A 24494-nucleotide genomic window follows, 5' to 3' on the forward strand; every position below is an offset into this window, starting at 1 on the left:
AGAGCTATGCAACCGTTTCTGCTTCAACGGGCACGATAAGACTGGCGTGATTGCCTTTTGGCCCCTGGTGTACATCGAACCGGACGGACTGCCCGGCTTTGAGCGTCCTGTAACCATCCATCTGAATGGTGGAATAGTGAGCGAAGATATCCTCGCCGCCGCCTTCGGGGCAAATGAAGCCAAACCCCTTGGCGTTGTTGAACCACTTAACAGTACCCATTTCCATGCTTCGACATCCTTCGTAAATCTTATAAATTAAGATGGAATGAACCGGTGGTGGAGTGGGGGCTGTTCAAAACCTCGCCAACTCACGCTTGTACAATTTAGAGAAACGGAAGAAGCCGTCAAGCGTTTGGCGCTGGAGTTGGGACAATAATCAACCAAAATTTGAGGCAGTTAACGCTATTGCAACAGTTTGTGACAGACATCGCGGATGACAGTAATAGATGATTGTTATCTAACATCTGAGGTAGATTCAAAGTGGTTATGCATAATGGGTAAGACCAACGATTGGCTGGATTTTGACCAGCTGGCGGAAGATAAAGTGCGCGACGCGCTAAAACCGCCATCTATGTATAAAGTTATGTTAATGAACGATGATTACACGCCGATGGAATTTGTTATTGACGTGCTACAAAAGTTCTTTTCTTATGATGTTGAACGTGCAACGCAACTGATGCTTACCGTTCATTATCGTGGCAAAGCGATCTGCGGCATCTTTACTGCCGAGGTTGCGGAAACCAAAGTAGCGATGGTGAACGACTATGCAAGGGAGAACGAGCATCCGTTGCTGTGTACGCTGGAAAAGGCCTGATAAGGCATAAAATTGGGGGAGGTGCCTATGCTCAATCAAGAACTGGAACTCAGTTTAAACATGGCTTTCGCCAGAGCGCGTGAGCACCGACATGAGTTTATGACCGTCGAGCACCTGCTGCTCGCACTGCTTAGCAACCCATCTGCCCGCGAAGCGCTGGAAGCCTGCTCCGTGGATCTGGTGGCGCTACGTCAGGAACTCGAAGCCTTCATCGAACAAACTACACCGGTGCTGCCAGCCAGTGAAGAAGAGCGCGACACGCAGCCGACGCTCAGCTTCCAGCGCGTGTTGCAGCGCGCGGTTTTCCACGTCCAGTCTTCCGGACGTAGCGAAGTGACTGGCGCCAATGTCCTGGTCGCCATCTTCAGCGAGCAGGAGTCCCAGGCGGCCTACCTGCTGCGTAAACACGAAGTCAGCCGGCTCGACGTGGTCAACTTCATCTCTCACGGAACGCGAAAAGACGAGCCTAACCAGGCATCGGATCCCAGCGGACAGATCAACAGCAATGAAGAGCAAGCAGGCGGGGAGGATCGTATGGAAAACTTCACCACCAACCTTAACCAGCTTGCTCGCGTTGGCGGTATCGACCCGCTGATTGGCCGCGACAAAGAGCTGGAGCGTGCCATCCAGGTGCTGTGCCGCCGCCGTAAGAACAACCCGCTGCTGGTGGGGGAATCTGGCGTGGGTAAAACCGCGATTGCCGAAGGGCTGGCCTGGCGCATTGTGCAGGGCGACGTGCCGGAAGTGATTGCCGACTGCACCATCTACTCGCTGGATATTGGCTCGCTGCTGGCGGGCACCAAATACCGCGGTGATTTCGAAAAACGTTTCAAAGCGCTGTTAAAACAGCTGGAGCAGGACACCAACAGCATCCTGTTTATCGATGAGATCCACACCATCATCGGCGCAGGTGCGGCCTCCGGTGGCCAGGTGGATGCCGCTAACCTGATCAAACCGCTGCTCTCCAGCGGCAAGATCCGCGTGATGGGCTCCACGACGTACCAGGAGTTCAGCAACATCTTTGAGAAGGATCGTGCGCTGGCGCGTCGTTTCCAGAAAATCGACGTGACCGAGCCGTCGGTTGACGAAACGGTGCAGATCATCAATGGCCTGAAAACCAAGTACGAAGCACACCACGACGTGCGTTACACCGCGAAAGCGGTCCGTGCGGCGGTGGAACTGGCGGTGAAATACATCAACGATCGTCATCTGCCGGATAAAGCGATCGACGTGATTGATGAGGCGGGTGCGCGTGCACGCCTGATGCCAGCCAGCAAGCGTAAGAAAACCGTGAATGTGGCGGATATCGAGTCCGTGGTGGCCCGCATCGCGCGTATTCCTGAGAAGAGCGTTTCTCAGAGCGACCGTGATACGCTGCGCACCCTCGGCAATCGCCTGAAAATGCTGGTCTTTGGTCAGGATAAAGCCATTGAGGCTTTAACCGAAGCGATCAAGATGGCCCGTGCTGGCCTGGGGCATGACCACAAGCCTGTCGGTTCCTTCCTGTTCGCCGGCCCGACCGGTGTGGGGAAAACCGAGGTGACGGTTCAGCTCTCCAAAGCGCTGGGCATTGAGTTGCTGCGCTTTGATATGTCCGAGTATATGGAGCGTCATACCGTCAGCCGTTTGATTGGTGCGCCTCCGGGATACGTGGGCTTTGACCAGGGCGGCCTGCTTACGGACGCGGTTATCAAGCATCCGCACGCGGTACTGTTGCTCGATGAAATCGAGAAAGCGCATCCGGACGTGTTCAACATCCTGTTGCAGGTGATGGACAACGGGACGCTGACCGATAACAACGGGCGCAAGGCCGATTTCCGCAACGTGGTGCTGGTGATGACCACCAACGCCGGGGTGCGGGAAACCGAGCGTAAATCCATCGGCCTGATCCACCAGGATAACAGCACCGATGCGATGGAAGAGATCAAGAAGATCTTCACGCCGGAGTTCCGTAACCGTCTGGACAACATTATCTGGTTCGATCATCTGTCTACCGAGGTGATTCATCAGGTGGTGGACAAGTTCATCGTCGAGTTGCAGGTCCAGCTGGATCAGAAAGGCGTGTCGCTGGAAGTGAGCCAGGAGGCCCGCAACTGGCTGGCTGAGAAAGGCTACGACCGTGCGATGGGCGCCCGTCCGATGGCGCGCGTGATTCAGGACAACCTGAAGAAACCGCTGGCGAACGAGCTGCTGTTTGGCTCGCTGGTGGACGGCGGCCAGGTAACGGTGGGGCTGGATCAGGCGAAGAACGAACTGACGTACGATTTCCAGAGTGCGGCGAAGCACAAGCCGGAAGCGGCTCACTGATTTTCTTTAGTGTAAAAGCCGGGTTTTTAACCCGGCTTTTTTGTGTCCGCTTTTCTCCCTCTCCCTGTGGGAGAGGGTCAGGGTGAAGGCATCAGAACGCACTAAAATACCTCTTCCTGAACAGCCACACTAAAGCCATAAATAAAAAAGGCCGGGATTGTCCCGACCTTTTAAATATTCATCTGCCATTACAGGCGAAAACAATTAGCGACTACGGAAGACAATGCGGCCTTTGCTCAGGTCGTACGGGGTCAGCTCAACAGTCACTTTGTCGCCCGTCAAAATGCGGATATAGTTTTTGCGCATTTTACCGGAGATGTGCGCAGTTACCACGTGACCGTTTTCCAGTTCTACGCGAAACATGGTATTAGGCAACGTATCAAGTACGGTACCCTGCATTTCAATATTGTCTTCTTTGGCCATCTAATCCTCTGGGGTATCACTACCAAGTTTTGAACCGGCAAGATAATGCCGAAATTCCTCAATTAAGTAAAGAATTGCGCGTTTAAAACGCAGCAAAACAGTCTCAGCGTATTGCCCAAGCGTCACGGTACAACCGAACGGAAAGCGCATTCGTAAAGGGGAGACGACAGGATAAACGTAAGGACGTTATCTGAAGCGAGGGTCCCAAACGGCGGCGGGGCAACAGGCAGAAGCTACTCTGCGGCGTAATTATAACACCCTCATAAAAAATATGCGGAAAACATTTAGGCATTGGGTATAAAGAGCGTTCTGGGAACCCAAAAATCGCGTGGTAGGGTCTCCTTTCGGCACTGTTCCAGGTGTTCGATATAGTGTCGGCGGGAGATTTCAACGGCGCCGAGCGAGGCGGTATGCTCATTCAGCACCTGACAATCCATTAACTGTCCTCCACGTCGGGCAAATTCCTGGCTAAAAACCAGCAGCGCGGTTTTCGACGCATTCGTGGAGCGGGAGAACATCGACTCGCCGCAGAACAGCGTACCCTGCGCCACGCCGTACATGCCCCCGACGAGGTCGTCCCCGCTCCACACTTCGATCGAATGCGCGTACCCCAGCTCATGAAGCTGGTGATAGGCGATAATGATATCGCGGGTTATCCAGGTGCCTTCGTGACGATCTTCAGCGCAGCCTTCGATAACCTGGCCGAAGGCGTGATTAAGCGTGACGCGAAAGGGTGATTTTGCATGAAAACGCTTCATGCTGCGGCTCAGGTGAAACTGCCCAGGCCACAGCACGGCTCGCGGGTCGGGAGACCACCATAAGATCGGGTCGCCAGGAGAAAACCACGGAAAGATGCCGCGCTGGTAAGCCATTAAGAGCCGTGCCGGGCTGAGATCGCCGCCCAGAGCCAGCAAGCCGTTAGGTTCACGCAGCGCCCCCTCCGGAGAAGGGAACGCAATATTATGGCGAGAAAGCTGCACCAGGCGCATGACAACAGAACTCCAGTACGCGAGAGAGGACGCTACAAATATAGTCTACAGGCGCTGTTTAAACTGGTAGTAGCGACCTTGTTTTGCCAGCAGCTCTGCGTGACTACCTTGCTCAATTATGTGTCCGTTGTCCATCACAATTATCTGATCGAAATTCACCAGCCCTCGCAGACGGTGCGTGACCATCAGCACGGTTTTACCTTTCATCACATTCGCCAGTAAATCAAGGATTTGGCTCTCTGTCGTGGCATCCAGTCCTTCTGTCGGTTCATCCAGCAGCATCAGCGGCGCATCGTGCAGCAGCGCACGCGCAATGGCCAGACGACGCAGTTCGCCGCCGGAAAGCTGTCGACCCCCTTCACCCAGCCAGCTGTTCAACCCGTCGTCTTCAAGCAGCTTGTGCAGCCCAACCTGCTCCAGCATTGCCCGCAGCGTATCGTCGGAGGCGTCTGGTGCCGCCAGAAGAAGATTATCGCGCAGCGTAGCGCTGAACAGATGCACCCGCTGGGGCACGACGCTGACCGTTTTACGCAAGGCCGCTTCGCTAAAACCAGACAGCGGAACGTCGTTAAACCGAATCTCGCCCTGCTGTGGGTCCCACGCGCGCGTGAGAAGTTGCAGAAGTGTCGATTTCCCACATCCCGTACGGCCAAGGATCGCAATGCGCTGCCCGGCATCAACAGAAAGGGTGATGTCTTCCAGCGCGTTTTGCGCCTGCTTGTCGTAGGTGAAAGTGACATTGCTGAGCGTCAGCGCGACCTGCTCTGGCACAGCGGTTTGACCCGCGCTGAACTTCACTTCCGGCTCCTGCTCGGCAATATCCGTAATGCGCAGCGCAGAGGCAATCACCTGGCCGAGATGCTGAAAAGCGCCCGTGACCGGGGCTAAGGCTTCAAAGGCTGCCAGGGCACAGAAAACAAACAGCGCAATCAGCGGGCCAGGCTGCGCGTTACCGCCCACGCCACCGGAGGCCATCCAGAGCATGGCGATGACGGCAATCCCACCAATTAACATCATCAGCGCCTGGGAGAACGCGGTCAGTTCAGACTGGCGCCGCTGGGCTTCATGCCAGTTCAGCTCCGTATTTTCCATGCGGGCGCGGTACCGTTTGCTGGCACCAAAAAGGGTGAGCTCGGCCTGTCCCTGCAACCAGGCGGTGAGCTGCTGGCGATATTCCCCTCGCAGGCGCGTCAGGTTTTCCCCGGTGGTTTTACCTGCACGATAAAACAGGGGCGGCAGAATAATCAGCGTCATCAGCATGATGCCGCCGAGCGTCAGTGCGATGGGAACATCCAGGAAACTCAACCCCAGCGTGACCACGACAATCACTACAAACGCGCCCACCATAGGTGAAATGACGCGCAGATAGAGGTGATCCAGCGTATCCACATCTGCGACCACGCGGTTGAGTAATTCGCCCTGTCGAAAACGTGCCAGCCCGGCAGGGGAGAGGGGCAGCAGTTTGCTGAAGGTGTAAATACGCAGGTGTTGCAGCACGCGGAAGGTCGCGTCGTGGCTGACCAGACGTTCGAAGTAGCGTCCGGCAGTTCGCGTAATCGCCGTGCCGCGCACCCCGGCGGCAGGCAGCATGTAGTTAAAGCTGTACAGCCCGGCAAAGCCTGCGGCCGCAGACGCGGAGAGGAACCAGCCGGAAAGCGTAAGCAGGCCGATGCTGGCCAGCAGCGTGACGATCGCCAGCACGATCCCGAGCGTCAGCATCCATTTGTGGCGTTTATACAGTGCAAGATACGGAAGCAGGGCGCGCATCAGATATCCTCCTGACGGTTCGCCAGCAGGGTCGCAAACGGCCCCTGCGCGGCAACAAGCGTGGCGTAATCGCCTTGCTCAACAAAGTGTCCGTTTTCCATCACCCAAATCTGATCCCAGTCGGCAATACCTTCCAGCTGGTGGGTCACCATCAGGGTGGTTTGCTGGCGTGAGGCTGCGTTAAGCGCATCCATCACGCGCTGCTCGCTGTGAGCGTCCAGGCTGGCGGCGGGTTCGTCCAGCAGCATTAGCGAAGAGGGATTCAGCAGCGCACGGGCAACCGCGACGCGCTGTGCCTGGCCTACTGACAGCCCGGCAGACTGATCGCCAATGACGGTATCGACACCCTGCGCAAGCAGCGGCAGAAACTCGCTGACCCAGGCGCGGTCGAGGACCGATTGCAGCTCATCTTCACGCGCATCCGGCCGTGCCAGCAGCACATTCTCGCGTAGCGTCGGGGCAGGCAGCTGTGGGTTTTGCCCCACCCAACTCAGCTGTTTACGCCAGGCATCCGGATCGAGCTCGCGCAGCTCCGTTTTGTTGATACGCAGCGATCCGGTGTACGCCATAAAACCTGACAGCGCATTCAACAATGAGCTTTTACCTGAGCCGCTGGTACCCACCAGCACCACACGTTGCCCGGCAGGCAGGGTAAAGTTCAGCGGACCGGCCAGCACTTTGCCTTCAGGCGACAGAACAGAAAAATCCTGTGCTTCAATGGTCACCGGATCGTTCGTATTCAGCGTCACTTCACCACGCTCCGGATGCGCCAGCGGCGTTTCCATGAAGGTTTTCAGGCTGTCGGCAGCACCTACCGCCTGCGCTTTGGCATGGTAAAAGGTGCCGAGATCGCGAAGCGGCTGGAAAAATTCCGGGGCCAGGATCAGCGCCAGGAACCCGGCGGAAAGCGTGACCGCCGTACCGTAGTGGCCAAAGTCCAGCGCGCCGAGGTAGGAGAAGCCAAAGTAAACCGCCACCAGCGCAATCGACAGGGAGGTGAAAAATTCGAGCACGCCAGAAGAGAGAAAGGCCATGCGCAACACTTCCATGGTGCGCTGACGAAAATCCTGTGACGCCAGGCGAATGTTTTCGGTTTCCGCTTCACCACGACCGAAGATCCGCAGGGTTTCCATTCCGCGCAGACGGTCCAGGAAATGACCGCTCAACCGACCCAACGCCAGGAAGTTACGACGGTTAGCATCTGCCGCACCCATGCCGACCATCGCCATAAACAGCGGGATGAGCGGGGCGGTGCCCAGCAGGATCAACGCCGCCACCCAGTTAACAGGGAAGATGGCGATAACAATCATCAGGGGCACAAACACCGCCAGCGCCATCTGGGGAAGATAACGCGCGTAGTAATCGTGCATATCGTCGATTTGCTCAAGGATCAGCGTCGCCCAGCTACCAGCCGGTTTGCCCTGGATCCACGCAGGCCCGGCTTCCGAAAGCCGGTCGAGCACCTTGCGGCGGATCTCATAGCGGATGTGCTGCCCGGCATGGAATCCAACCCGCTCGCGCAGCCAGACCACCCACGCACGCAGAACGAAAACCAGCACCAGAACGATAAACGGCAACAGCAGCGCTTCGCGCGGAATGTTCTCCATGATCATATGATTGAGAATGCGGGCCAGCAGCCATGCCTGGGCAACAATCAACAGACCGCTGATGAATCCCAGAACGCGGGAAATCATAAGCCAGCGGCGGGACAGAACGCTTTGCTGTTTCAGCCAGCGGGTTAACTCTTGTTGACGGGTTTTTTCCATTGCGTACTTTGCAGGTGACGTTATAAGAAATTAGACCTCTGCATGTTACACGCGAGCAAAAATAAAGGCGACCAGTGGCCGCCTTTATTTACGTTTGTTACTGACTTGTAAAGATTATTTGCCTTGTTCAGCCAGCCCGTCCAGGTAGCGTTCTGCGTCCAGCGCGGCCATACAACCGGTGCCCGCAGAAGTGATCGCCTGACGATAAATATGGTCCATCACGTCGCCAGCTGCGAAGACACCCGGAACGCTGGTCTGGGTGGCGTTGCCGTGAATGCCAGACTGCACTTTGATGTAGCCGTTCTCCAGCTCCAGCTGGCCTTCAAAGATAGCCGTGTTCGGGCTGTGACCGATTGCCACAAACAGGCCTGCCACTTCCAGCGTTTCGACGTTATCGGTGTTCTGGGTATCACGGATACGCAGTCCCGCCACGCCCATCTGATCGCCAGTCACTTCTTCCAGCGTACGGTTGGTATGCAGCACAATGTTGCCGCTCGCCACTTTGTCCATCAGGCGTTTAATCAGGATCTTCTCCGCGCGGAAGGTGTCGCGACGGTGAATCAGGTGTACTTCTGAGGCAATATTTGCCAGATACAGCGCTTCTTCCACAGCGGTGTTGCCGCCGCCGATAACCGCAACTTTCTGGTTGCGATAGAAGAAACCGTCGCAGGTCGCGCAGGCTGACACGCCGCGGCCTTTGAACGCTTCTTCAGACGGCAGGCCGAGATAGCGGGCAGAGGCGCCGGTGGCGATGATCAGCGCATCGCAGGTGTATTCGCCGCTGTCACCCGTCAGGCGGAACGGACGGTTCTGCAAATCCACTTTATTGATGTGGTCGAACAGGATTTCGGTTTCGAATTTGGCGGCATGCTCGTGCATGCGCTCCATCAGCAGCGGCCCGGTCAGGTCGTTCGGGTCGCCAGGCCAGTTTTCCACTTCCGTGGTGGTGGTCAGCTGACCGCCTTTTTCCATCCCGGTGATCAGTACCGGTTGCAGGTTAGCGCGTGCAGCATAGACCGCTGCGGTATATCCCGCAGGTCCAGAACCAAGGATTAGCAGCTTACTGTGTTTGGTCGTGCCCATGAGATCCCCATTGTTGTTGGCAGGCAATGGGCTGGATTGTAGGGAATTTGTTGCCGTAAAAAAAGAGCAGGAGAGTTTTGCTTCCGATATATGCAATAGACGCGCCCTATGGGTCAGAGGCGGTCACATCACTTCTGCTACTGAAAACCGCGCGTTTATAAGGCAATAAAATGAGGATTAATACCCCTCCGTAATGAATATCCGGCATGTTGTACTAAAAATCGATGTTTTGCTTTGACAATCCCCTGCGCTTTTGCGAAAACATTCAAGGAAGAAAAAAAGACGCACGAACTGCATGCCGCATAGACATGCACGGAAATGCCATTTTTACCGGGTCAGTGAAATCTACGCATGGTGTGGACAGACGCCATACGTGATGTCTGTGACTGCTTTCGGGCAACGGTCTTCTTACCGCAGAACCCGAATCTACATCGCGTCTAATACATAACCAGGCGATGTGATGAATAACGGGTCCAGGCTCTGAACAGTGATGTGCACAGGGTCCAGGCAGGAGTAGGGAAGGAATACAGAGAGACAATAATAATGGTAGATAGCAAGAAGCGCCCTGGCAAAGATCTCGACCGTATCGATCGTAACATTCTTAATGAATTGCAAAAGGATGGGCGTATTTCCAACGTCGAGCTTTCAAAACGTGTGGGACTTTCCCCGACGCCGTGCCTTGAGCGTGTGCGTCGACTGGAAAGACAGGGTTTTATTCAGGGCTATACGGCTCTGCTGAACCCGCATTATCTGGATGCCTCACTTCTGGTATTTGTTGAGATTACTCTGAATCGTGGTGCACCAGATGTGTTTGAGCAATTTAACGCCGCTGTACAAAAACTTGAAGAAATTCAAGAGTGTCATCTGGTTTCCGGTGATTTTGACTACCTGTTGAAAACCCGTGTGCCTGATATGTCCGCCTACCGTAAGCTGCTGGGTGAAACCCTGCTGCGTCTGCCAGGCGTGAACGACACCCGTACTTATGTGGTGATGGAAGAGGTCAAACAGAGCAATCGTCTGGTTATTAAGACGCGCTAACACGGAACAGGTGCAAAATCAGTGTAGTTTGATTACACTCCTGTTAATCCATACAGCAACAGTGCCGGGGAGTCCCGGCGCTGTTGTCCGTTTTAGCACACAGGCAGGACATGCCTGATACCTGGAGAGCCTTTCTTGAGCCAGGAATACACTGAAGACAAAGAAGTCACATTATCTAAGCTAAGCAGCGGACGTCGTCTCCTTGAGGCGTTACTGATTGTTATTGCCCTTTTTGCCGTCTGGCTGATGGCTGCCTTACTCAGTTTCAACCCCTCAGACCCCAGCTGGTCGCAAACCGCATGGCATGAGCCTATCCATAATTTAGGTGGCGTTCCCGGCGCCTGGCTTGCGGACACACTCTTCTTCATTTTCGGTGTGATGGCCTATACCCTTCCCGTCATCATTATTGGCGGATGCTGGTTTGCCTGGCGTCATCGACAGAACGACGACTACATCGATTATTTTGCCGTTTCGCTGCGCCTGATTGGCGCCCTGGCGCTGATCCTCACCTCCTGCGGACTGGCGGCGATCAACGCCGATGACATCTGGTACTTCGCCTCCGGCGGGGTGATTGGCAGCCTGTTGAGCTCCGCGCTGCAACCGATGCTTCACAGCAGCGGCGGCACGCTGGCGCTGCTTTGTATCTGGGCAGCGGGCCTGACGCTGTTTACCGGCTGGTCCTGGGTGAGCATTGCCGAAAAAATCGGCAGCTTTATTCTGACTCTGCTGACGTTTGCCAGCAATCGCACCCGTCGTGATGATACGTGGGTCGATGAAGATGAATATGAAGATGAGTACGAAGAGGAAGACGAGGCACCCGTGCAGCGTCGTGAATCCCGCCGTGCCCGTATTCTGCGCGGTGCTCTGGCGCGCCGCCAGCGCGTTGCTGAAAAATTTGCTAACCCGTTAGGCCGTAAAACGGATGCCGCGCTTTTCTCCGGCAAACGTATGGATGAAGAGGAGCAGATTGAGTATCGCGGCGCGGCCGTCGATCCTGATGATGTGTTGTTCTCTGGTCATCGAGCTACGCCGGGTGAGTATGATGAATACGATCCGCTGTTGCATGGTCATTCCGTAACTGAACCGGTAGCCGCTGCTGCTGCCGCAACGACGGCTGCGCAGGCCCATGTTGCGCCTGTTGAAGCCGTGATGCCGTCCTCGCCTGTTCCGGCACCGGAGTCCGCGATCCAGCAACCGCAGGTGGACTGGCAGACTGCGCCAGGTGTCCATACGCCTGAACCGACCATTGCGCCGGAGCCTGAGAGCTATATTTCTGTGCAGCAGGAACAGTGGCAGCAACCGTATCAGCCGCCTGAGCCTGCCAGCGAGCCGCAACAGCCGTATCAGGCTTATACGCCCGAACCCGCTGTACGTGAACAGCCATACGTTGCGCCGGTGTCTGAACCCGAAGCGGTGGAGGAAGCGAAGCCATCCCGTCCGCCATTGTACTATTTTGAAGAGGTGGAAGAGCGCCGTGCCCGAGAGCGCGAGCAGCTTGCCGCCTGGTATCAGCCCGTGCCTGAGCCGGTGCAGGAGCCTGTTGTAAAAGCGCCTTCTGCAAGCGTTGCACCTGTAGACCCAGCGCCAGCCGTTGCGTCGAGAGCGGAAACCGTGAAGCAGGCAACGGCAGCCGCTGCCGCTGCCGCGTCCGCTCCGCTATTCAGCCCGGCAACCGATGGTGCGCCGCGTCCTCAGGTAAAAGAGGGCATTGGTCCACAATTGCCGCGCCCTAATCGCGTGCGCGTACCGACGCGCCGGGAGCTGGCCTCTTATGGCATTAAACTGCCTTCCCAGCGTATGGCGGAAGAGAAAGCCCGTGAGTCCGACTACGAAGATGATGCCGACGAACTGCATCAGGATGAGCTGGCGCGTCAGTTTGCCGCCCAGCAGACTCAACGCTACGGGAATGAGTACCAACACGATGTTCATTCTCAGCAGGATGAAGATGATGCTGCCGAAGCGGAATTAGCGCGTCAGTTTGCGGCCACGCAACAGCAACGTTATTCCGGTGAGCAGCCTTCGGGGGCAAACCCGTTCTCGCTCTCGGATTTTGAATTTTCACCGATGAAAGATCTGGTGGATGACGGTCCGAGCGAACCGCTGTTCACGCCGAGCGTGATGCCAGAAGCGGAACCGGTGCGCCAGGCGCCAGCGCCGCAGGTTAATGCGCAGCCACAACAGCCAGCGCCGCAGGCTTATGCGCAGCCGCATACACCGCCGGCCCAACCGCCGCAGCCGCAGTTCCAGCAGCCAGCACCACAGCCGCAGGAAAGCCTGATTCACCCGCTGCTGATGCGTAACGGAGACAGCCGTCCGCTGCAACGACCAAGTACGCCGTTGCCGTCGCTGGATCTGTTAACGCCGCCGCCAGCGGAAGTCGAACCGGTGGATACTTTTGCCCTTGAGCAGATGGCCCGTCTGGTGGAAGCGCGTCTGGCTGACTTCCGCATTAAAGCGGACGTGGTGAACTACTCACCTGGCCCGGTGATCACCCGTTTCGAACTGAATCTGGCGCCAGGCGTAAAAGCGGCGCGTATTTCTAACCTCTCCCGTGACCTGGCGCGTTCTCTGTCGACCGTGGCGGTACGCGTGGTGGAAGTGATCCCAGGTAAGCCTTACGTTGGCCTTGAGCTGCCAAACAAGAAACGCCAGACCGTTTATCTGCGTGAAGTTCTGGATAACACCAAATTCCGCGACAACCCGTCCCCTCTGACCGTGGTGTTGGGTAAAGATATCGCTGGCGATCCGGTGGTTGCCGATCTCGCGAAGATGCCGCACCTGCTGGTTGCGGGTACCACCGGCTCCGGTAAATCGGTCGGGGTGAACGCCATGATCCTCAGTATGCTCTACAAAGCGCAGCCTGAAGATGTGCGTTTCATCATGATCGACCCGAAAATGCTTGAACTGTCCGTCTACGAAGGCATTCCGCACCTGTTAACGGAAGTAGTGACCGACATGAAGGACGCCGCCAACGCATTGCGCTGGAGCGTCAATGAAATGGAGCGTCGCTACAAGCTGATGTCTGCGCTGGGCGTGCGTAACCTGGCCGGTTATAACGAGAAAATCGCTGAGGCGGCACGTATGGGCCGTCCGATTCCGGACCCATACTGGAAGCCGGGGGACAGCATGGATACCCAGCATCCGGTGCTGGAAAAACTGCCTTACATCGTGGTGCTGGTGGATGAGTTCGCCGACCTGATGATGACCGTTGGCAAGAAAGTGGAAGAGCTGATTGCGCGTCTGGCACAGAAAGCGCGTGCGGCGGGCATCCACCTGGTGCTGGCAACGCAGCGTCCGTCCGTAGACGTTATCACCGGTCTTATTAAGGCAAACATCCCGACCCGTATCGCGTTTACCGTGTCGAGTAAAATTGACTCGCGTACTATCCTTGACCAGGGCGGTGCAGAGTCGCTGCTGGGTATGGGTGATATGCTCTATTCCGGCCCGAACTCCACCTCGCCGGTGCGCGTACACGGTGCGTTTGTTCGCGACCAGGAAGTGCATGCGGTGGTGCAGGACTGGAAAGCGCGCGGTCGGCCGCAATACGTTGACGGCATCACCTCCGACAGTGAAAGCGAAGGTGGCGGCGGTGGTTTTGACGGCGGCGAAGAGCTGGATCCGTTATTTGACCAGGCGGTTAATTTCGTTACCGAAAAACGTAAGGCGTCTATCTCCGGCGTCCAGCGCCAGTTCCGTATTGGCTACAACCGCGCGGCGCGTATTATCGAGCAGATGGAAGCCCAGGGTATTGTGAGCGAACAGGGGCATAACGGTAACCGTGAGGTGCTGGCGCCACCGCCGTTTGATTAACCTTCATCGATTGCAAAGAAGGGTAAATCAGCAAAAATTAAGCATATTCTTCTGTCGCCTGCCTTCGGGCAGGTCCAGAATAGAAACGGAACCCCCATATCGGGAAGACGTATTTTAAGGAATAACAATGAAAAAAATCGCCATCGCCTGTGCATTACTCTCCAGTTTTGTTGCCAGCAGCGTCTGGGCTGATGCAGCCAGCGACCTTAAAAGCCGACTGGATAAAGTGAGCAGCTTCCACGCCAGCTTCACGCAAAAAGTGACTGACGGCAGTGGCAACGCGGTGCAGGAAGGTCAGGGGGATTTGTGGGTGAAACGCCCGAATCTCTTCAACTGGCATATGACCCAGCCGGATGAAAGCGTGCTGGTGTCCGACGGGAAAACCTTATGGTTCTACAACCCGTTTGTTGAGCAGGCGACCGCCACCTGGCTGAAAGATGCGACCAGTAATACGCCGTTTATGCTCATTGCCCGTAACCAGTCCAGCGACTGGCAGCAGTACAACATTAAACAAAACGGAGATGAGTTCGTCCTGACGCCAAAAGGCAGCAACGGTAACCTGAAGCAGTTCACCATTAACGTGAGCAGCAACGGTACCATTAATCAGTTCGGTGCGGTTGAGCAGGACGATCAGCGCAGTAGCTATCAGCTTAAGTCTCAGCAAAACGGCGCTGTAGATGTTTCGAAATTCACCTTTACCCCGCCGCAGGGCGTAACGGTGGACGACCAACGTAATAAGTAAGAGGCATGAGTGAGCAACCTGTCGCTCGATTTTTCAGATAATGCGTTTCAACCTCTGGCCGCCCGTATGCGGCCAGAAAATTTAGCGCAGTACATCGGCCAGCAACACCTGCTGGCTGCGGGGAAACCCTTGCCGCGCGCCATAGAGGCCGGGCATCTGCACTCCATGATCCTCTGGGGGCCACCCGGCACCGGCAAAACAACCCTCGCTGAAGTGATCGCCCGCTATGCTAACGCGGACGTTGAGCGCATCTCGGCGGTTACCTCCGGCGTAAAGGAGATTCGTGAGGCGATCGAGCGCGCGCGGCAAAACCGTAATGCCGGGCGCCGCACCATTCTTTTTGTTGATGAAGTCCACCGCTTCAACAAGAGCCAACAGGATGCGTTTCTGCCGCACATTGAAGACGGCACGATTTTCTTCATCGGCGCAACCACGGAAAACCCGTCGTTTGAACTCAACTCCGCGCTGCTTTCCCGCGCCCGCGTTTACCTGCTTAAATCCCTGACCACAGAGGATATCGAAAAGGTTCTGACGCAGGCGATGGAGGATAAGGCGCGCGGCTACGGCGGGCAGGATATCGTTCTGCCAGACGACACGCGTCGGGCGATTGCGGAACTGGTCAACGGCGATGCGCGCCGCGCGCTGAACATGCTGGAAATGATGGCCGATATGGCTGAAGTGGACGATGCGGGCAAGCGGGTACTGAAACCTGAGTTGCTCACCGAAATAGCCGGTGAACGCAGCGCACGCTTCGATAATAAAGGCGATCGTTTTTACGATCTGATCTCGGCATTACATAAGTCCGTGCGCGGCAGCGCCCCGGATGCGGCGCTCTACTGGTACGCGCGGATCATTACCGCCGGTGGCGATCCGTTATATGTCGCGCGTCGCTGCCTGGCCATTGCGTCGGAAGATGTCGGTAATGCCGATCCACGCGCCATGCAGGTTGCTATTTCCGCCTGGGACTGCTTTACCCGCGTCGGACCCGCGGAAGGTGAGCGTGCCATTGCGCAGGCAATTGTCTATCTGGCCTGCGCGCCGAAAAGTAACGCGGTGTATACCGCCTTCAAAGCGGCGATGTCAGATGCACGTGGACGTCCGGACTACGATGTGCCGGTTCATCTGCGCAATGCGCCAACCAAATTGATGAAAGAGATGGGTTACGGGCAGGAGTATCGCTACGCCCATGATGAACCCAATGCCTACGCCGCCGGGGAAGAGTATTTCCCGCAGGAGATGGCACAAACCCGCTATTATCATCCCACAAACAGAGGTCTTGAGGGTAAGATTGGCGAAAAGCTCGCCTGGCTTGCCGGACAGGATCAAAATAGCCCTATAAAACGCTACCGTTAGTTCAATCGTTGCGGTAATGTTGGCAATATATCTCTGTGGCCGCAGGCTGTGGTCACTTTTTCCTTTTTTAATTCGATAAGCACAGGATAAGCATGCTCGATCCCAATCTGCTGCGTAATGAGCCAGACGCAGTCGCTGAAAAACTGGCACGCCGGGGCTTTAAGCTGGATGTAGATAAGCTGCGCGCTCTTGAAGAGCGTCGTAAAGTTTTGCAGGTACAAACTGAAAATCTGCAAGCAGAGCGTAATTCTCGATCGAAATCCATTGGCCAGGCGAAAGCGCGCGGGGAAGATATTGAGCCATTACGCCTGGAAGTGAACAAACTGGGTGAAGAGCTGGATCAGGCGAAAGCTGAACTGGATGTTCTTCAGGCTGAAATTCGTGATATCGCTCTGGCGATCCCGAACATTCCTGACGACAGCGTACCTGTCGGCAAAGACGAAAACGACAACGTTGAAGTGAAACGCTGGGGCACGCCTCGCGAGTTTGACTTCGAGGTGCGCGATCACGTGACGCTGGGCGAAATGCATGCGGGCCTGGACTTTGCGGCTGCGGTTAAGCTGACGGGTTCTCGCTTTGTGGTCATGAAAGGTCAAATTGCCCATCTGCACCGCGCTCTGGCGCAGTTCATGCTGGATCTGCACACCGAGCAGCACGGCTACAGCGAAACCTACGTTCCGTATCTGGTTAACCACGATACGCTGTACGGTACCGGCCAGTTGCCGAAATTTGCCGGCGATCTGTTCCACACCCGTCCGCTGGACGAGGAAGCAGACAGCAGCAACTACGCACTGATCCCAACCGCGGAAGTGCCGCTGACCAACCTCGTGCGTGATGAGATCATCGACGAAGACGATCTGCCAATCAAACTGACCGCGCACTCTCCATGTTTCCGTTCTGAAGCCGGTTCTTACGGTCGCGATACGCGCGGTCTGATACGTATGCACCAGTTCGATAAAGTTGAGATGGTGCAGATCGTTCGTCCGGAAGAGTCTATGGACGCGCTGGAAGAGATGACCGGTCATGCTGAGAAAGTGCTGGAGCTGCTGGGCCTGCCGTACCGCCGTATGGCGCTGTGCACCGGCGACATGGGCTTCGGTGCCTGCAAAACCTTCGACCTTGAAGTCTGGGTGCCTGCGCAGAACACCTACCGTGAAATCTCCTCCTGCTCCAACGTCTGGGATTTCCAGGCGCGTCGTATGCAGGCGCGTTGCCGCAGCAAATCTGACAAGAAAACCCGTCTGGTTCATACCCTGAACGGTTCTGGTCTGGCAGTAGGCCGTACGCTGGTTGCTGTGCTGGAAAACTACCAGCAGGCTGACGGACGCATTGAGATCCCTGAAGTGCTGCGCCCTTACATGAAAGGCCAGCAGTTCATCGGCTAATTATTTGCTCTAAGACAAAAAAGCGCCTCAGGGCGCTTTTTTTATGCCTCTGATTTGATACGAAGCAATAACCCCTCCCTCTAAAGTAGTAATACTCCTCCGAACGAAAGTCAGCATAAAACACTGATAACCAAAAATATCGTTATACATAAAACTATATAGCGGTGTATGCCGCCCTTTATTTCTTTGTGAGCAACCAAAGTGAGTCTTTATGAAAATCAAAGCGCCTGAAGCGTTAATGGCTGCCGAGGTCACTCGCCGTGGGTTGATGAAAACCACGGCAATAGGCGGTCTGGCGGTTGCCAGTAGCGCCTTTACGCTCCCTTTTACCCGTCTGGCGTCGGCGGCGGAGGCTCTGTCTCCCGCTTCAGCCCCGGAAAAAGTGGTGTGGAGTGCCTGTACCGTTAACTGTGGTAGCCGTTGTCCTCTGCGTATGCATGTTGTGGACGGTGAAATCAAATATGTCGAAACAGACAATACCGGAGATGATAACTACGAAGGGTTACATCAGGTTCGTGCCTGTCTGCGTGGCCGTTCAATGCGCCGTCGCGTTTATAACCCGGATCGTCTGAAATACCCAATGAAGCGCGTCGGTAAGCGTGGGGAAGGGAAGTTCGAGCGTATTAGCTGGGACGAAGCCTACGATATTATCGCGACTAACATGCAGCGCCTGATCAAAGAGTATGGCAACGAATCCATCTACCTCAACTACGGCACCGGGACGCTGGGCGGTACCATGACCCGCTCCTGGCCGCCGGGTAAAACGCTGGTGGCGCGCCTGATGAACTGCTGCGGCGGCTATCTCAATCATTACGGCGATTACTCTTCCGCACAGATTGCTGCGGGTCTGAACTACACCTACGGCGGCTGGGCAGACGGTAACAGCCCGTCGGATATCGAAAACAGTAAACTGGTGGTGTTGTTCGGTAACAACCCAAGCGAAACCCGGATGAGCGGCGGTGGGGTAACCTATTATCTTGAGCAGGCGCGCGCCAAATCCAACGCACGTATGATCATCGTCGATCCGCGCTATACCGATACCGGCGCGGGACGTGAAGACGAGTGGATCCCTATTCGCCCTGGTACCGATGCGGCGCTGGTCAATGCGCTGGCGTATGTGATGATCACTGAAAACCTCGTCGATCAGCCGTTCCTTGATAAATACTGCGTTGGTTATGACGAGAAGACCCTGCCAGCCAGCGCACCGGCTAACGGGCATTACAAAGCGTACATTCTTGGTCAGGGCAGCGACGGGGTAGCGAAAACCCCTGAGTGGGCATCCACCATTACCGGCATTCCAGTCGAGCGTATTGTTCAGCTGGCCCGTGAAATTGGTTCAGCAAAACCGGCTTATATCAGCCAGGGATGGGGACCACAGCGTCACGCGAACGGCGAAATTGCCACCCGCGCTATTTCTATGCTCTCGATTCTGACTGGCAACGTTGGTATTCACGGCGGTAATAGCGGGGCGCGTGAAGGCTCGTATGAAGTCCCGTTTGAACGTATGCCAACGCTGGATAACCCGGTTCAGACCAGCATCTCCATGTTTATGTGGACGGACGCGATCGAGCGCGGCCCGGAAATGACCGCGCTGCGTGACGGTGTTCGAGGCAAAGATAAGCTGGACGTGCCGATCAAAATGATCTGGAACTATGCCGGTAACTGCCTGATCAACCAGCACTCTGAAATCAACCGCACCCATGAAATTTTGCAGGACGACAAGAAGTGCGAAATGATTGTGGTGATCGACTGCCACATGACCTCATCGGCGAAGTATGCCGATATTCTGCTTCCAGACTGCACCGCGTCTGAGCAGATGGATTTCGCGCTGGACGCCTCCTGCGGCAACATGTCCTATGTGATCTTCACTGACCAGGCCATCAAACCGCGCTTCGAGTGCAAAACCATCTATGAGATGACTTCCGAGCTGGCGAAACGTCTTGGCGTTGAGCAGCAGTTCACTGAAGGACGTACTCAGGAAGGGTGGATGCGCCATCTGCACGAGCTCTCACGCAAAGCCATTCCTGACCTGCCGGACTTCGATACCTTCCGCAAGCAGGGCATGTACAAGCAGCGCGATCCCGAAGGGCATCACGTGGCGTATAAAGCCTTCCGCGACGATCCGCAGGCCAATCCGCTGACCACGCCGTCGGGCAAAATCGAGATCTACTCCGAAGAGCTGGCAAAAATTGCCGCAACGTGGGAATTGCCGGAAGGGGACGTTATCGATCCGCTGCCGATTTATACGCCAGGCTTCGAAAACTACAACGATCCGCTGACGGCGAAATTCCCGCTTCAGTTGACCGGTTTCCACTACAAAGCGCGTGTTCACTCCACCTACGGCAACGTTGACGTACTGAAAGCGGCCTGCCGACAGGAGATGTGGATCAACCCGATGGATGCGAAAGCGCGCGGCATCAGTAATGGCGATCGCGTACGTATCTTCAACGGACGTGGCGAAGTGCATATCGAAGCTAAAGTGACTCCGCGTATGATGCCTGGCGTTGTCGCGCTGGGGGAAGGGGCCTGGTATAACCCGGATGCGAACCGTATCGATCAGGCGGGCTGCATCAACGTTCTCACTACGCAGCGTCCGTCGCCGCTGGCGAAGGGCAACCCATCCCACACAAACCTCGTTCAGGTTGAAAAGGCGTAAGGAGTAACCGATGACAACCCAGTATGGATTTTTTATTGATTCCAGCCGCTGCACCGGGTGCAAAACCTGCGAGCTGGCCTGCAAGGATTACAAAGACCTGACCCCGGACGTTAGCTTCCGTCGTATTTATGAATACGCGGGCGGCGACTGGCAGGAGGACAACGGCGTCTGGCATCAGGATGTCTTCGCCTATTACCTGTCGATTGCCTGCAACCACTGCGAAGATCCGGCCTGCACCAAGGTCTGCCCGAGCGGGGCAATGCACAAGCGCGACGACGGTTTTGTGGTGGTGGACGAGGATGTCTGCATCGGCTGTCGCTACTGCCACATGGCCTGTCCGTACGGCGCGCCGCAGTACAATGCCGCCAAAGGCCACATGACCAAGTGCGACGGCTGCCACAGCCGCGTGGCGGACGGCAAAAAGCCCATCTGCGTCGAGTCCTGCCCGCTGCGCGCGCTGGACTTTGGCCCGATTGAGGAGCTGCGCAAAAAACACGGTCAGCTTGCTGCCGTCGCGCCGCTGCCGTCTGCGCACTTCACGAAGCCGAGTATTGTGATTAAACCTAACGCCAACAGCCGTCCGACGGGTGACACCACCGGCTACCTGGCAAACCCGAAGGAGGTGTGAGATGGGAAGTGGATGGCATGAATGGCCGCTGATGATCTTCACGGTCTTTGGGCAGTGCGTGGCGGGCGGGTTTATCGTCCTTGCGCTGGCGCTGTTAAAAGGGAACCTCAATGCTGAACAGCAGCAGCGTTTGGTGTTAAGCATGTTTGGCCTGTGGGTGTTGATGGGAATTGGGTTTATCGCCTCTACGCTGCACCTGGGCTCACCGATGCGCGCGTTTAACTCCCTGAACCGCGTAGGTGCCTCTTCGCTGAGTAACGAGATTGCCAGCGGCGCAATCTTCTTTGCCGTTGGTGGGCTGGGGTGGTTACTGGCAGCGCTGAAAAAGCTGCCTTCAGGGTTACGCGCGTTGTGGCTCATCGTCACCATGGTACTGGGCGTTGTCTTCGTCTGGATGATGGTCCGGGTGTACAACACTATCGATACCGTTCCGACCTGGTACAGCGTCTGGACGCCGATGAGCTTCTTCCTGACCATGTTTATTGGCGGGCCGCTGCTGGGTTATCTGCTGCTGCGTGTGGCTGGTATTAATGGTTGGGCGATGCGCCTGCTGCCCGCGGTCTCGCTGCTGGCGCTGGTAATCAGTACCGTTGTCGCGCTCATGCAGGGAGCGGAGCTGGCGACCATTCACAGCTCTATCCAGCAGGCTTCGGCGTTGGTGCCGGATTACGGTTCGCTGATGGCCTGGCGTGTGGTGCTGCTGACGGCGGCGCTGGTGTGCTGGATTGCCCCTCAGCTTAAAGGTTACTCGCCTGCGCTGCCGTTGCTGTCCCTGGCCTTTGTGCTGGTGCTGGCAGGGGAGTTAATTGGTCGCGGCGTATTTTACGGTCTGCATATGACGGTCGGTATGGCTATCGCCAGCTAATTTTAGATTTTGTTATAAAAAGCCGGGACATAGCGCCCGGCTTTTCTTTTTTCATTCATGAAATTTTTCGACTGATGTTTCGTTGTAAAAATTCCCGGAAATAAATAAAAACAAATAGATAATTAATATCAGTAACAGGCTTTGCATTAGCAGGATGAGTTTTTTAAATCGACAAGGCGCATAACGTGCGTGACGCCTGAACCGGTGGATTGACTTTGTTTTTGCCAGTGGCATGATGCGCACGAAATCTGAACTTCCTCACGGTTTTTAATCCATGACCACCTATACCCGCCCGGTGCTTTTGTTGCTCTGTGGCCTGCTTTTGCTGACCCTGGCGATCGCGGTGTTAAACACACTCGTCCCGCTATGGCTCGCCCATGAAAACTTACCGACCTGGCAGGTGGGTATGGTTAGCTCGTCCTTTTTTACGGGTAATCTGCTGGGCACCTTATTAACGGGCAGCCTTATTAAGCGCTTTGGTTTTAACCGCAGTTATTATCTGGCGTCGCTGATTTTTGCCGTCGGCTGCGCCGGTTTAGGCCTCATGGTCGGCTTCTGGAGCTGGATGGTCTGGCGCTTTATTGCGGGCGTCGGCTGCGCCATGATCTGGGTGGTGGTTGAAAGTGCGCTAATGTGCAGCGGAACGTCCCGTAATCGCGGGCGTCTGCTGGCGGCCTATATGATGGTTTACTACGTCGGTACCGTTCTGGGACAGCTGATGGTCAGCAAACTGCCAACCGACCTGATGAGCGTGCTGCCGTGGGTGACGGGCATGGTTCTGGCGGCGATCCTGCCGCTGCTCTTTACCCGTATTGTGAATCAAAACAGCGAGCATCAGGAAGCTACCCACGTCTGGCCGATGCTGAGACTGCGCCAGGCGCGTCTGGGGGTTAACGGCTGCATTATTTCCGGGATTGTGCTGGGCTCGCTCTATGGCCTGATGCCGCTCTATCTTAACCATCAGGGCGTCAGTGATTCCGGGATCGGTTTCTGGATGGCGGTGATGGTCAGCGCGGGGATTGTCGGCCAGTGGCCGATTGGCCGCCTGGCGGACCGCTTTGGTCGTCTGCTGGTGCTGCGCGTTCAGGTCTTCGTGGTCATCATGGGCTGTCTCGCCATGCTCAGCAACGCCGCAATGGCGCCTGCGCTGTTCATTCTGGGAGCTGCGGGCTTTACGCTCTATCCGGTCGCGATGGCCTGGGCCTGTGAGAAAGTTGAGCATCACCAACTGGTTGCAATGAACCAGGCTTTGTTGCTGAGTTACACCATCGGCAGTTTACTGGGGCCGACTTTTACCGCTATGCTCATGCAAAATTATTCTGACAATCTGCTGTTTATTATGATCGCCAGCGTGTCGTTTATTTATCTGTTAATGCTGCTGCGCAAAGTGGGCGAACATCCAACGCCAGTGGCCCATGCATGACTTATTAAAAGCCTGTCGATGACAGGCTTTTTTGTCCCTGTCACATATAAGACTTTTACTTATTGTGAGTTTTTACTGCCTGGCGATAATTCAAATGAGTTTACCACTAAAAGGCAGCAATCATGTCTACTCGTCGTTTTTCCACTACCGCACTTGCCGTAGTGTTGGCTTTAACGTTTGCAACGGCTCCGGCCATGGCTAATCCTGGAAACGGGAATGGTGGTGGTCACGGAAACGGTGGCGGACAAGGTAATAGCGGCAATCATGGTAACGGGAACGCTGGTAACCATGGTAATAAACACAATAACGGTCAGGATAACCCTGGGAAATCGGATAAGAGCTTTAAAAACAGCAAAGATGTCGGTAATGATGTGGATGCTCGCGTGAGCTTCGATCATGCCCGCCATCTGGCACTGAATTACGGCTTAACGGGCTACGACTCTCTGCCTCCGGGAATTGCGAAAAACCTGGCGCGCGGTAAGCCACTGCCTCCGGGCATTGCGAAGAAAACCGTGCCAGCCGATATGCTGGGTCAGCTTCCTTCCTATCCGGGCTATGAATGGCGCGTAGTAGGTGACGACCTGGTCTTAATTGCGCTGAGTACGGCGATTGTGACTTCCGTTATTAACGGCGTCTTTAAATAGAATATAAAAAGACCCGGTTTTCACCGGGCCTTTTCGTTAATACATGACCTTGTGGCCATACTGCTCAAGAATACCTTTGACGCGCTCCATCGTCTCTTTTTTCGGCGGCTTCACGCCATCGAGTTTGTACTCTTCACCCATCGCCACCCATTTATGTTTACCCAGCTCGTGATAGGGCAGGAGTTCAATTTTCTCCACGTTACCCATATCCCGGGTAAATTCACCCAGACGATGTGCAGAGTCATCATCATCTGACCAGCCCGGCACCACCACGTAGCGGATCCAGGTCTTGACGCCTTTATTGGCAATGTATTTGGCAAATTCCAGCGTACGGTGGTTTGAAACGCCAACCAGATTCTGGTGGATCTCATCGTTCATCTGCTTGAGATCGAGCATCACCAGATCGGTCACTTCAAGCAGTTCATCAATAACCGGATCGTAACGGCGCACAAAGCCGTTGGTGTCGAGGCAGGTATGAATGCCTTCTTTGTGGCAGGCGCGGAACCAGTCGCGCACAAACTCAGCCTGAAGAATGGCTTCACCGCCGGATGCCGTCACGCCACCGCCGGACGCGTTCATGAAGTGGCGATAGGTCACCACCTCTTTCATCAGATCTTCAACGGTGACTTCTTTACCGCCATGGGTGTCCCAGGTGTCACGGTTATGGCAGTACAGGCAGCGCATCAGGCAGCCCTGGAAGAAAGTGATAAAGCGGATCCCCGGGCCATCGACGGTGCCACAGGATTCAAAGGAGTGAATGCGACCAATAATTGACATTGCGGTGATATCTCCGAATTTGGC

19 protein-coding genes are annotated in these 24494 nt (G+C 55.6%); 12 read left to right on the top strand and 7 right to left on the bottom strand.

Features of this window, described 5'->3' with window-relative positions; all coding sequences use genetic code 11:
* Positions 1 to 4 precede the first annotated feature (4 nt).
* Complete coding sequence (cspD, locus tag ACOTWU_RS01945; RefSeq protein WP_006809408.1) at positions 5 to 226, bottom strand: cold shock-like protein CspD; 222 nt, start codon at positions 224 to 226, stop codon at positions 5 to 7.
* Positions 227 to 493: 267 nt separating this feature from the next.
* On the opposite strand from cspD, the gene clpS reads away from it, so the two are divergent.
* The gene (gene clpS / locus ACOTWU_RS01950) at positions 494 to 814 is read left to right on the top strand and encodes an ATP-dependent Clp protease adapter ClpS (RefSeq protein WP_006174393.1); all 321 of its coding nucleotides are present in this window, start codon (positions 494 to 496) and stop codon (positions 812 to 814) included.
* 27 nt (positions 815 to 841) lie between these two features.
* The gene (clpA, locus tag ACOTWU_RS01955; protein WP_006809407.1) at positions 842 to 3121 is read left to right on the top strand and encodes an ATP-dependent Clp protease ATP-binding subunit ClpA; all 2280 of its coding nucleotides are present in this window, start codon (positions 842 to 844) and stop codon (positions 3119 to 3121) included.
* Between the two features lie 204 nt (positions 3122 to 3325).
* Here the strand turns inward: clpA and infA are convergent, their stop codons facing one another.
* The 5 genes from infA to trxB form a co-directional block, all read right to left on the bottom strand.
* Positions 3326 to 3544, bottom strand: a complete 219-nt coding sequence (infA, locus tag ACOTWU_RS01960; RefSeq protein WP_002211347.1) for a translation initiation factor IF-1 — start codon at positions 3542 to 3544, stop codon at positions 3326 to 3328.
* Between the two features lie 284 nt (positions 3545 to 3828).
* Positions 3829 to 4533 carry a leucyl/phenylalanyl-tRNA--protein transferase gene (aat, locus tag ACOTWU_RS01965; RefSeq protein WP_023296218.1) on the bottom strand — a complete coding sequence of 235 codons (705 nt, stop codon included), beginning with the start codon at positions 4531 to 4533 and terminating at the stop codon, positions 3829 to 3831.
* A gap of 45 nt (positions 4534 to 4578) precedes the next feature.
* Positions 4579 to 6300 (bottom strand): heme ABC transporter ATP-binding protein/permease CydC, encoded by a 1722-nt coding sequence (gene cydC / locus ACOTWU_RS01970; protein ID WP_110292408.1) that lies wholly within the window; start codon positions 6298 to 6300, stop codon positions 4579 to 4581.
* Positions 6300 to 8066, bottom strand: coding sequence for a heme ABC transporter permease/ATP-binding protein CydD (cydD, locus tag ACOTWU_RS01975; RefSeq protein ID WP_126290825.1), 1767 nt, complete (start codon positions 8064 to 8066; stop codon positions 6300 to 6302). Before cydD ends, cydC begins: the two co-directional genes overlap by 1 nt.
* 114 nt (positions 8067 to 8180) lie before the next feature.
* Complete coding sequence (gene trxB / locus ACOTWU_RS01980; RefSeq protein WP_003858303.1) at positions 8181 to 9149, bottom strand: thioredoxin-disulfide reductase; 969 nt, start codon at positions 9147 to 9149, stop codon at positions 8181 to 8183.
* 543 nt (positions 9150 to 9692) lie between these two features.
* Here trxB and lrp point away from each other — a divergent pair.
* The 10 genes from lrp (at position 9693) to ACOTWU_RS02030 (ending at position 23693) form a co-directional block, all read left to right on the top strand.
* Entirely contained in the window at positions 9693 to 10187 is a 495-nt protein-coding gene (lrp, locus tag ACOTWU_RS01985) for a leucine-responsive transcriptional regulator Lrp (RefSeq protein WP_000228469.1), read from the top strand.
* A gap of 135 nt (positions 10188 to 10322) precedes the next feature.
* Entirely contained in the window at positions 10323 to 13997 is a 3675-nt protein-coding gene (locus ACOTWU_RS01990) for a DNA translocase FtsK 4TM domain-containing protein (RefSeq protein WP_126499018.1), read from the top strand.
* 127 nt (positions 13998 to 14124) lie between these two features.
* A complete protein-coding gene (gene lolA / locus ACOTWU_RS01995) occupies positions 14125 to 14739 on the top strand; it encodes an outer membrane lipoprotein chaperone LolA (RefSeq protein WP_126499017.1) in 615 nt (204 codons plus the stop codon).
* A gap of 9 nt (positions 14740 to 14748) precedes the next feature.
* On the top strand, positions 14749 to 16092 hold the full coding sequence (gene rarA / locus ACOTWU_RS02000; protein WP_126499016.1) for a replication-associated recombination protein RarA: 1344 nt from the start codon (positions 14749 to 14751) through the stop codon (positions 16090 to 16092).
* 92 nt (positions 16093 to 16184) lie between these two features.
* Positions 16185 to 17477 carry a serine--tRNA ligase gene (gene serS, locus ACOTWU_RS02005; protein ID WP_003858266.1) on the top strand — a complete coding sequence of 431 codons (1293 nt, stop codon included), beginning with the start codon at positions 16185 to 16187 and terminating at the stop codon, positions 17475 to 17477.
* Positions 17478 to 17688: 211 nt separating this feature from the next.
* Positions 17689 to 20133, top strand: a complete 2445-nt coding sequence (gene dmsA, locus ACOTWU_RS02010; protein WP_126499015.1) for a dimethylsulfoxide reductase subunit A — start codon at positions 17689 to 17691, stop codon at positions 20131 to 20133.
* A 10-nt stretch (positions 20134 to 20143) separates the two neighbouring features.
* Positions 20144 to 20761: a DMSO/selenate family reductase complex B subunit gene (locus ACOTWU_RS02015; RefSeq protein ID WP_017384835.1), complete on the top strand. Its 618-nt coding sequence runs from the start codon at positions 20144 to 20146 to the stop codon at positions 20759 to 20761.
* Between the two features lies 1 nt (position 20762).
* Positions 20763 to 21626 carry a dimethyl sulfoxide reductase anchor subunit family protein gene (locus ACOTWU_RS02020; protein WP_017384834.1) on the top strand — a complete coding sequence of 288 codons (864 nt, stop codon included), beginning with the start codon at positions 20763 to 20765 and terminating at the stop codon, positions 21624 to 21626.
* Positions 21627 to 21900: 274 nt separating this feature from the next.
* Positions 21901 to 23049, top strand: coding sequence for an MFS transporter (locus ACOTWU_RS02025; protein ID WP_003858254.1), 1149 nt, complete (start codon positions 21901 to 21903; stop codon positions 23047 to 23049).
* Between the two features lie 122 nt (positions 23050 to 23171).
* Positions 23172 to 23693 (top strand): anti-virulence regulator CigR family protein, encoded by a 522-nt coding sequence (locus ACOTWU_RS02030; RefSeq protein ID WP_017384833.1) that lies wholly within the window; start codon positions 23172 to 23174, stop codon positions 23691 to 23693.
* A gap of 36 nt (positions 23694 to 23729) precedes the next feature.
* Here the strand turns inward: ACOTWU_RS02030 and pflA are convergent, their stop codons facing one another.
* Positions 23730 to 24470: a pyruvate formate lyase 1-activating protein gene (gene pflA / locus ACOTWU_RS02035; protein ID WP_003858250.1), complete on the bottom strand. Its 741-nt coding sequence runs from the start codon at positions 24468 to 24470 to the stop codon at positions 23730 to 23732.
* Positions 24471 to 24494: the final 24 nt, after the last annotated feature.

It is taken from the genome of Enterobacter cloacae complex sp. GYL001 (assembly GCF_049237125.1).
Taxonomy (GTDB): Bacteria; Pseudomonadota; Gammaproteobacteria; order Enterobacterales; family Enterobacteriaceae; genus Enterobacter; species Enterobacter hormaechei_C.

What these genes read in the sequence shown, in the direction of transcription:
- ACOTWU_RS02020 (WP_017384834.1), top strand. Translation starts at nt 20,763, where the DNA reads ATGGGAAGTGGATGGCATGAATGGCCGCTGATGATCTTCACGGTCTTT.
- serS (WP_003858266.1), top strand. Translation starts at nt 16,185, where the DNA reads ATGCTCGATCCCAATCTGCTGCGTAATGAGCCAGACGCAGTCGCTGAA.
- cydC (WP_110292408.1), bottom strand. Translation starts at nt 6,300, where the DNA reads ATGCGCGCCCTGCTTCCGTATCTTGCACTGTATAAACGCCACAAATGG.
- cydD (WP_126290825.1), bottom strand. Translation starts at nt 8,066, where the DNA reads ATGGAAAAAACCCGTCAACAAGAGTTAACCCGCTGGCTGAAACAGCAA.
- clpA (WP_006809407.1), top strand. Translation starts at nt 842, where the DNA reads ATGCTCAATCAAGAACTGGAACTCAGTTTAAACATGGCTTTCGCCAGA.
- ACOTWU_RS02025 (WP_003858254.1), top strand. Translation starts at nt 21,901, where the DNA reads ATGACCACCTATACCCGCCCGGTGCTTTTGTTGCTCTGTGGCCTGCTT.
- trxB (WP_003858303.1), bottom strand. Translation starts at nt 9,149, where the DNA reads ATGGGCACGACCAAACACAGTAAGCTGCTAATCCTTGGTTCTGGACCT.
- aat (WP_023296218.1), bottom strand. Translation starts at nt 4,533, where the DNA reads ATGCGCCTGGTGCAGCTTTCTCGCCATAATATTGCGTTCCCTTCTCCG.
- clpS (WP_006174393.1), top strand. Translation starts at nt 494, where the DNA reads ATGGGTAAGACCAACGATTGGCTGGATTTTGACCAGCTGGCGGAAGAT.
- dmsA (WP_126499015.1), top strand. Translation starts at nt 17,689, where the DNA reads ATGAAAATCAAAGCGCCTGAAGCGTTAATGGCTGCCGAGGTCACTCGC.
- ACOTWU_RS02015 (WP_017384835.1), top strand. Translation starts at nt 20,144, where the DNA reads ATGACAACCCAGTATGGATTTTTTATTGATTCCAGCCGCTGCACCGGG.
- cspD (WP_006809408.1), bottom strand. Translation starts at nt 226, where the DNA reads ATGGAAATGGGTACTGTTAAGTGGTTCAACAACGCCAAGGGGTTTGGC.
- lrp (WP_000228469.1), top strand. Translation starts at nt 9,693, where the DNA reads ATGGTAGATAGCAAGAAGCGCCCTGGCAAAGATCTCGACCGTATCGAT.
- pflA (WP_003858250.1), bottom strand. Translation starts at nt 24,470, where the DNA reads ATGTCAATTATTGGTCGCATTCACTCCTTTGAATCCTGTGGCACCGTC.
- infA (WP_002211347.1), bottom strand. Translation starts at nt 3,544, where the DNA reads ATGGCCAAAGAAGACAATATTGAAATGCAGGGTACCGTACTTGATACG.
- ACOTWU_RS02030 (WP_017384833.1), top strand. Translation starts at nt 23,172, where the DNA reads ATGTCTACTCGTCGTTTTTCCACTACCGCACTTGCCGTAGTGTTGGCT.
- lolA (WP_126499017.1), top strand. Translation starts at nt 14,125, where the DNA reads ATGAAAAAAATCGCCATCGCCTGTGCATTACTCTCCAGTTTTGTTGCC.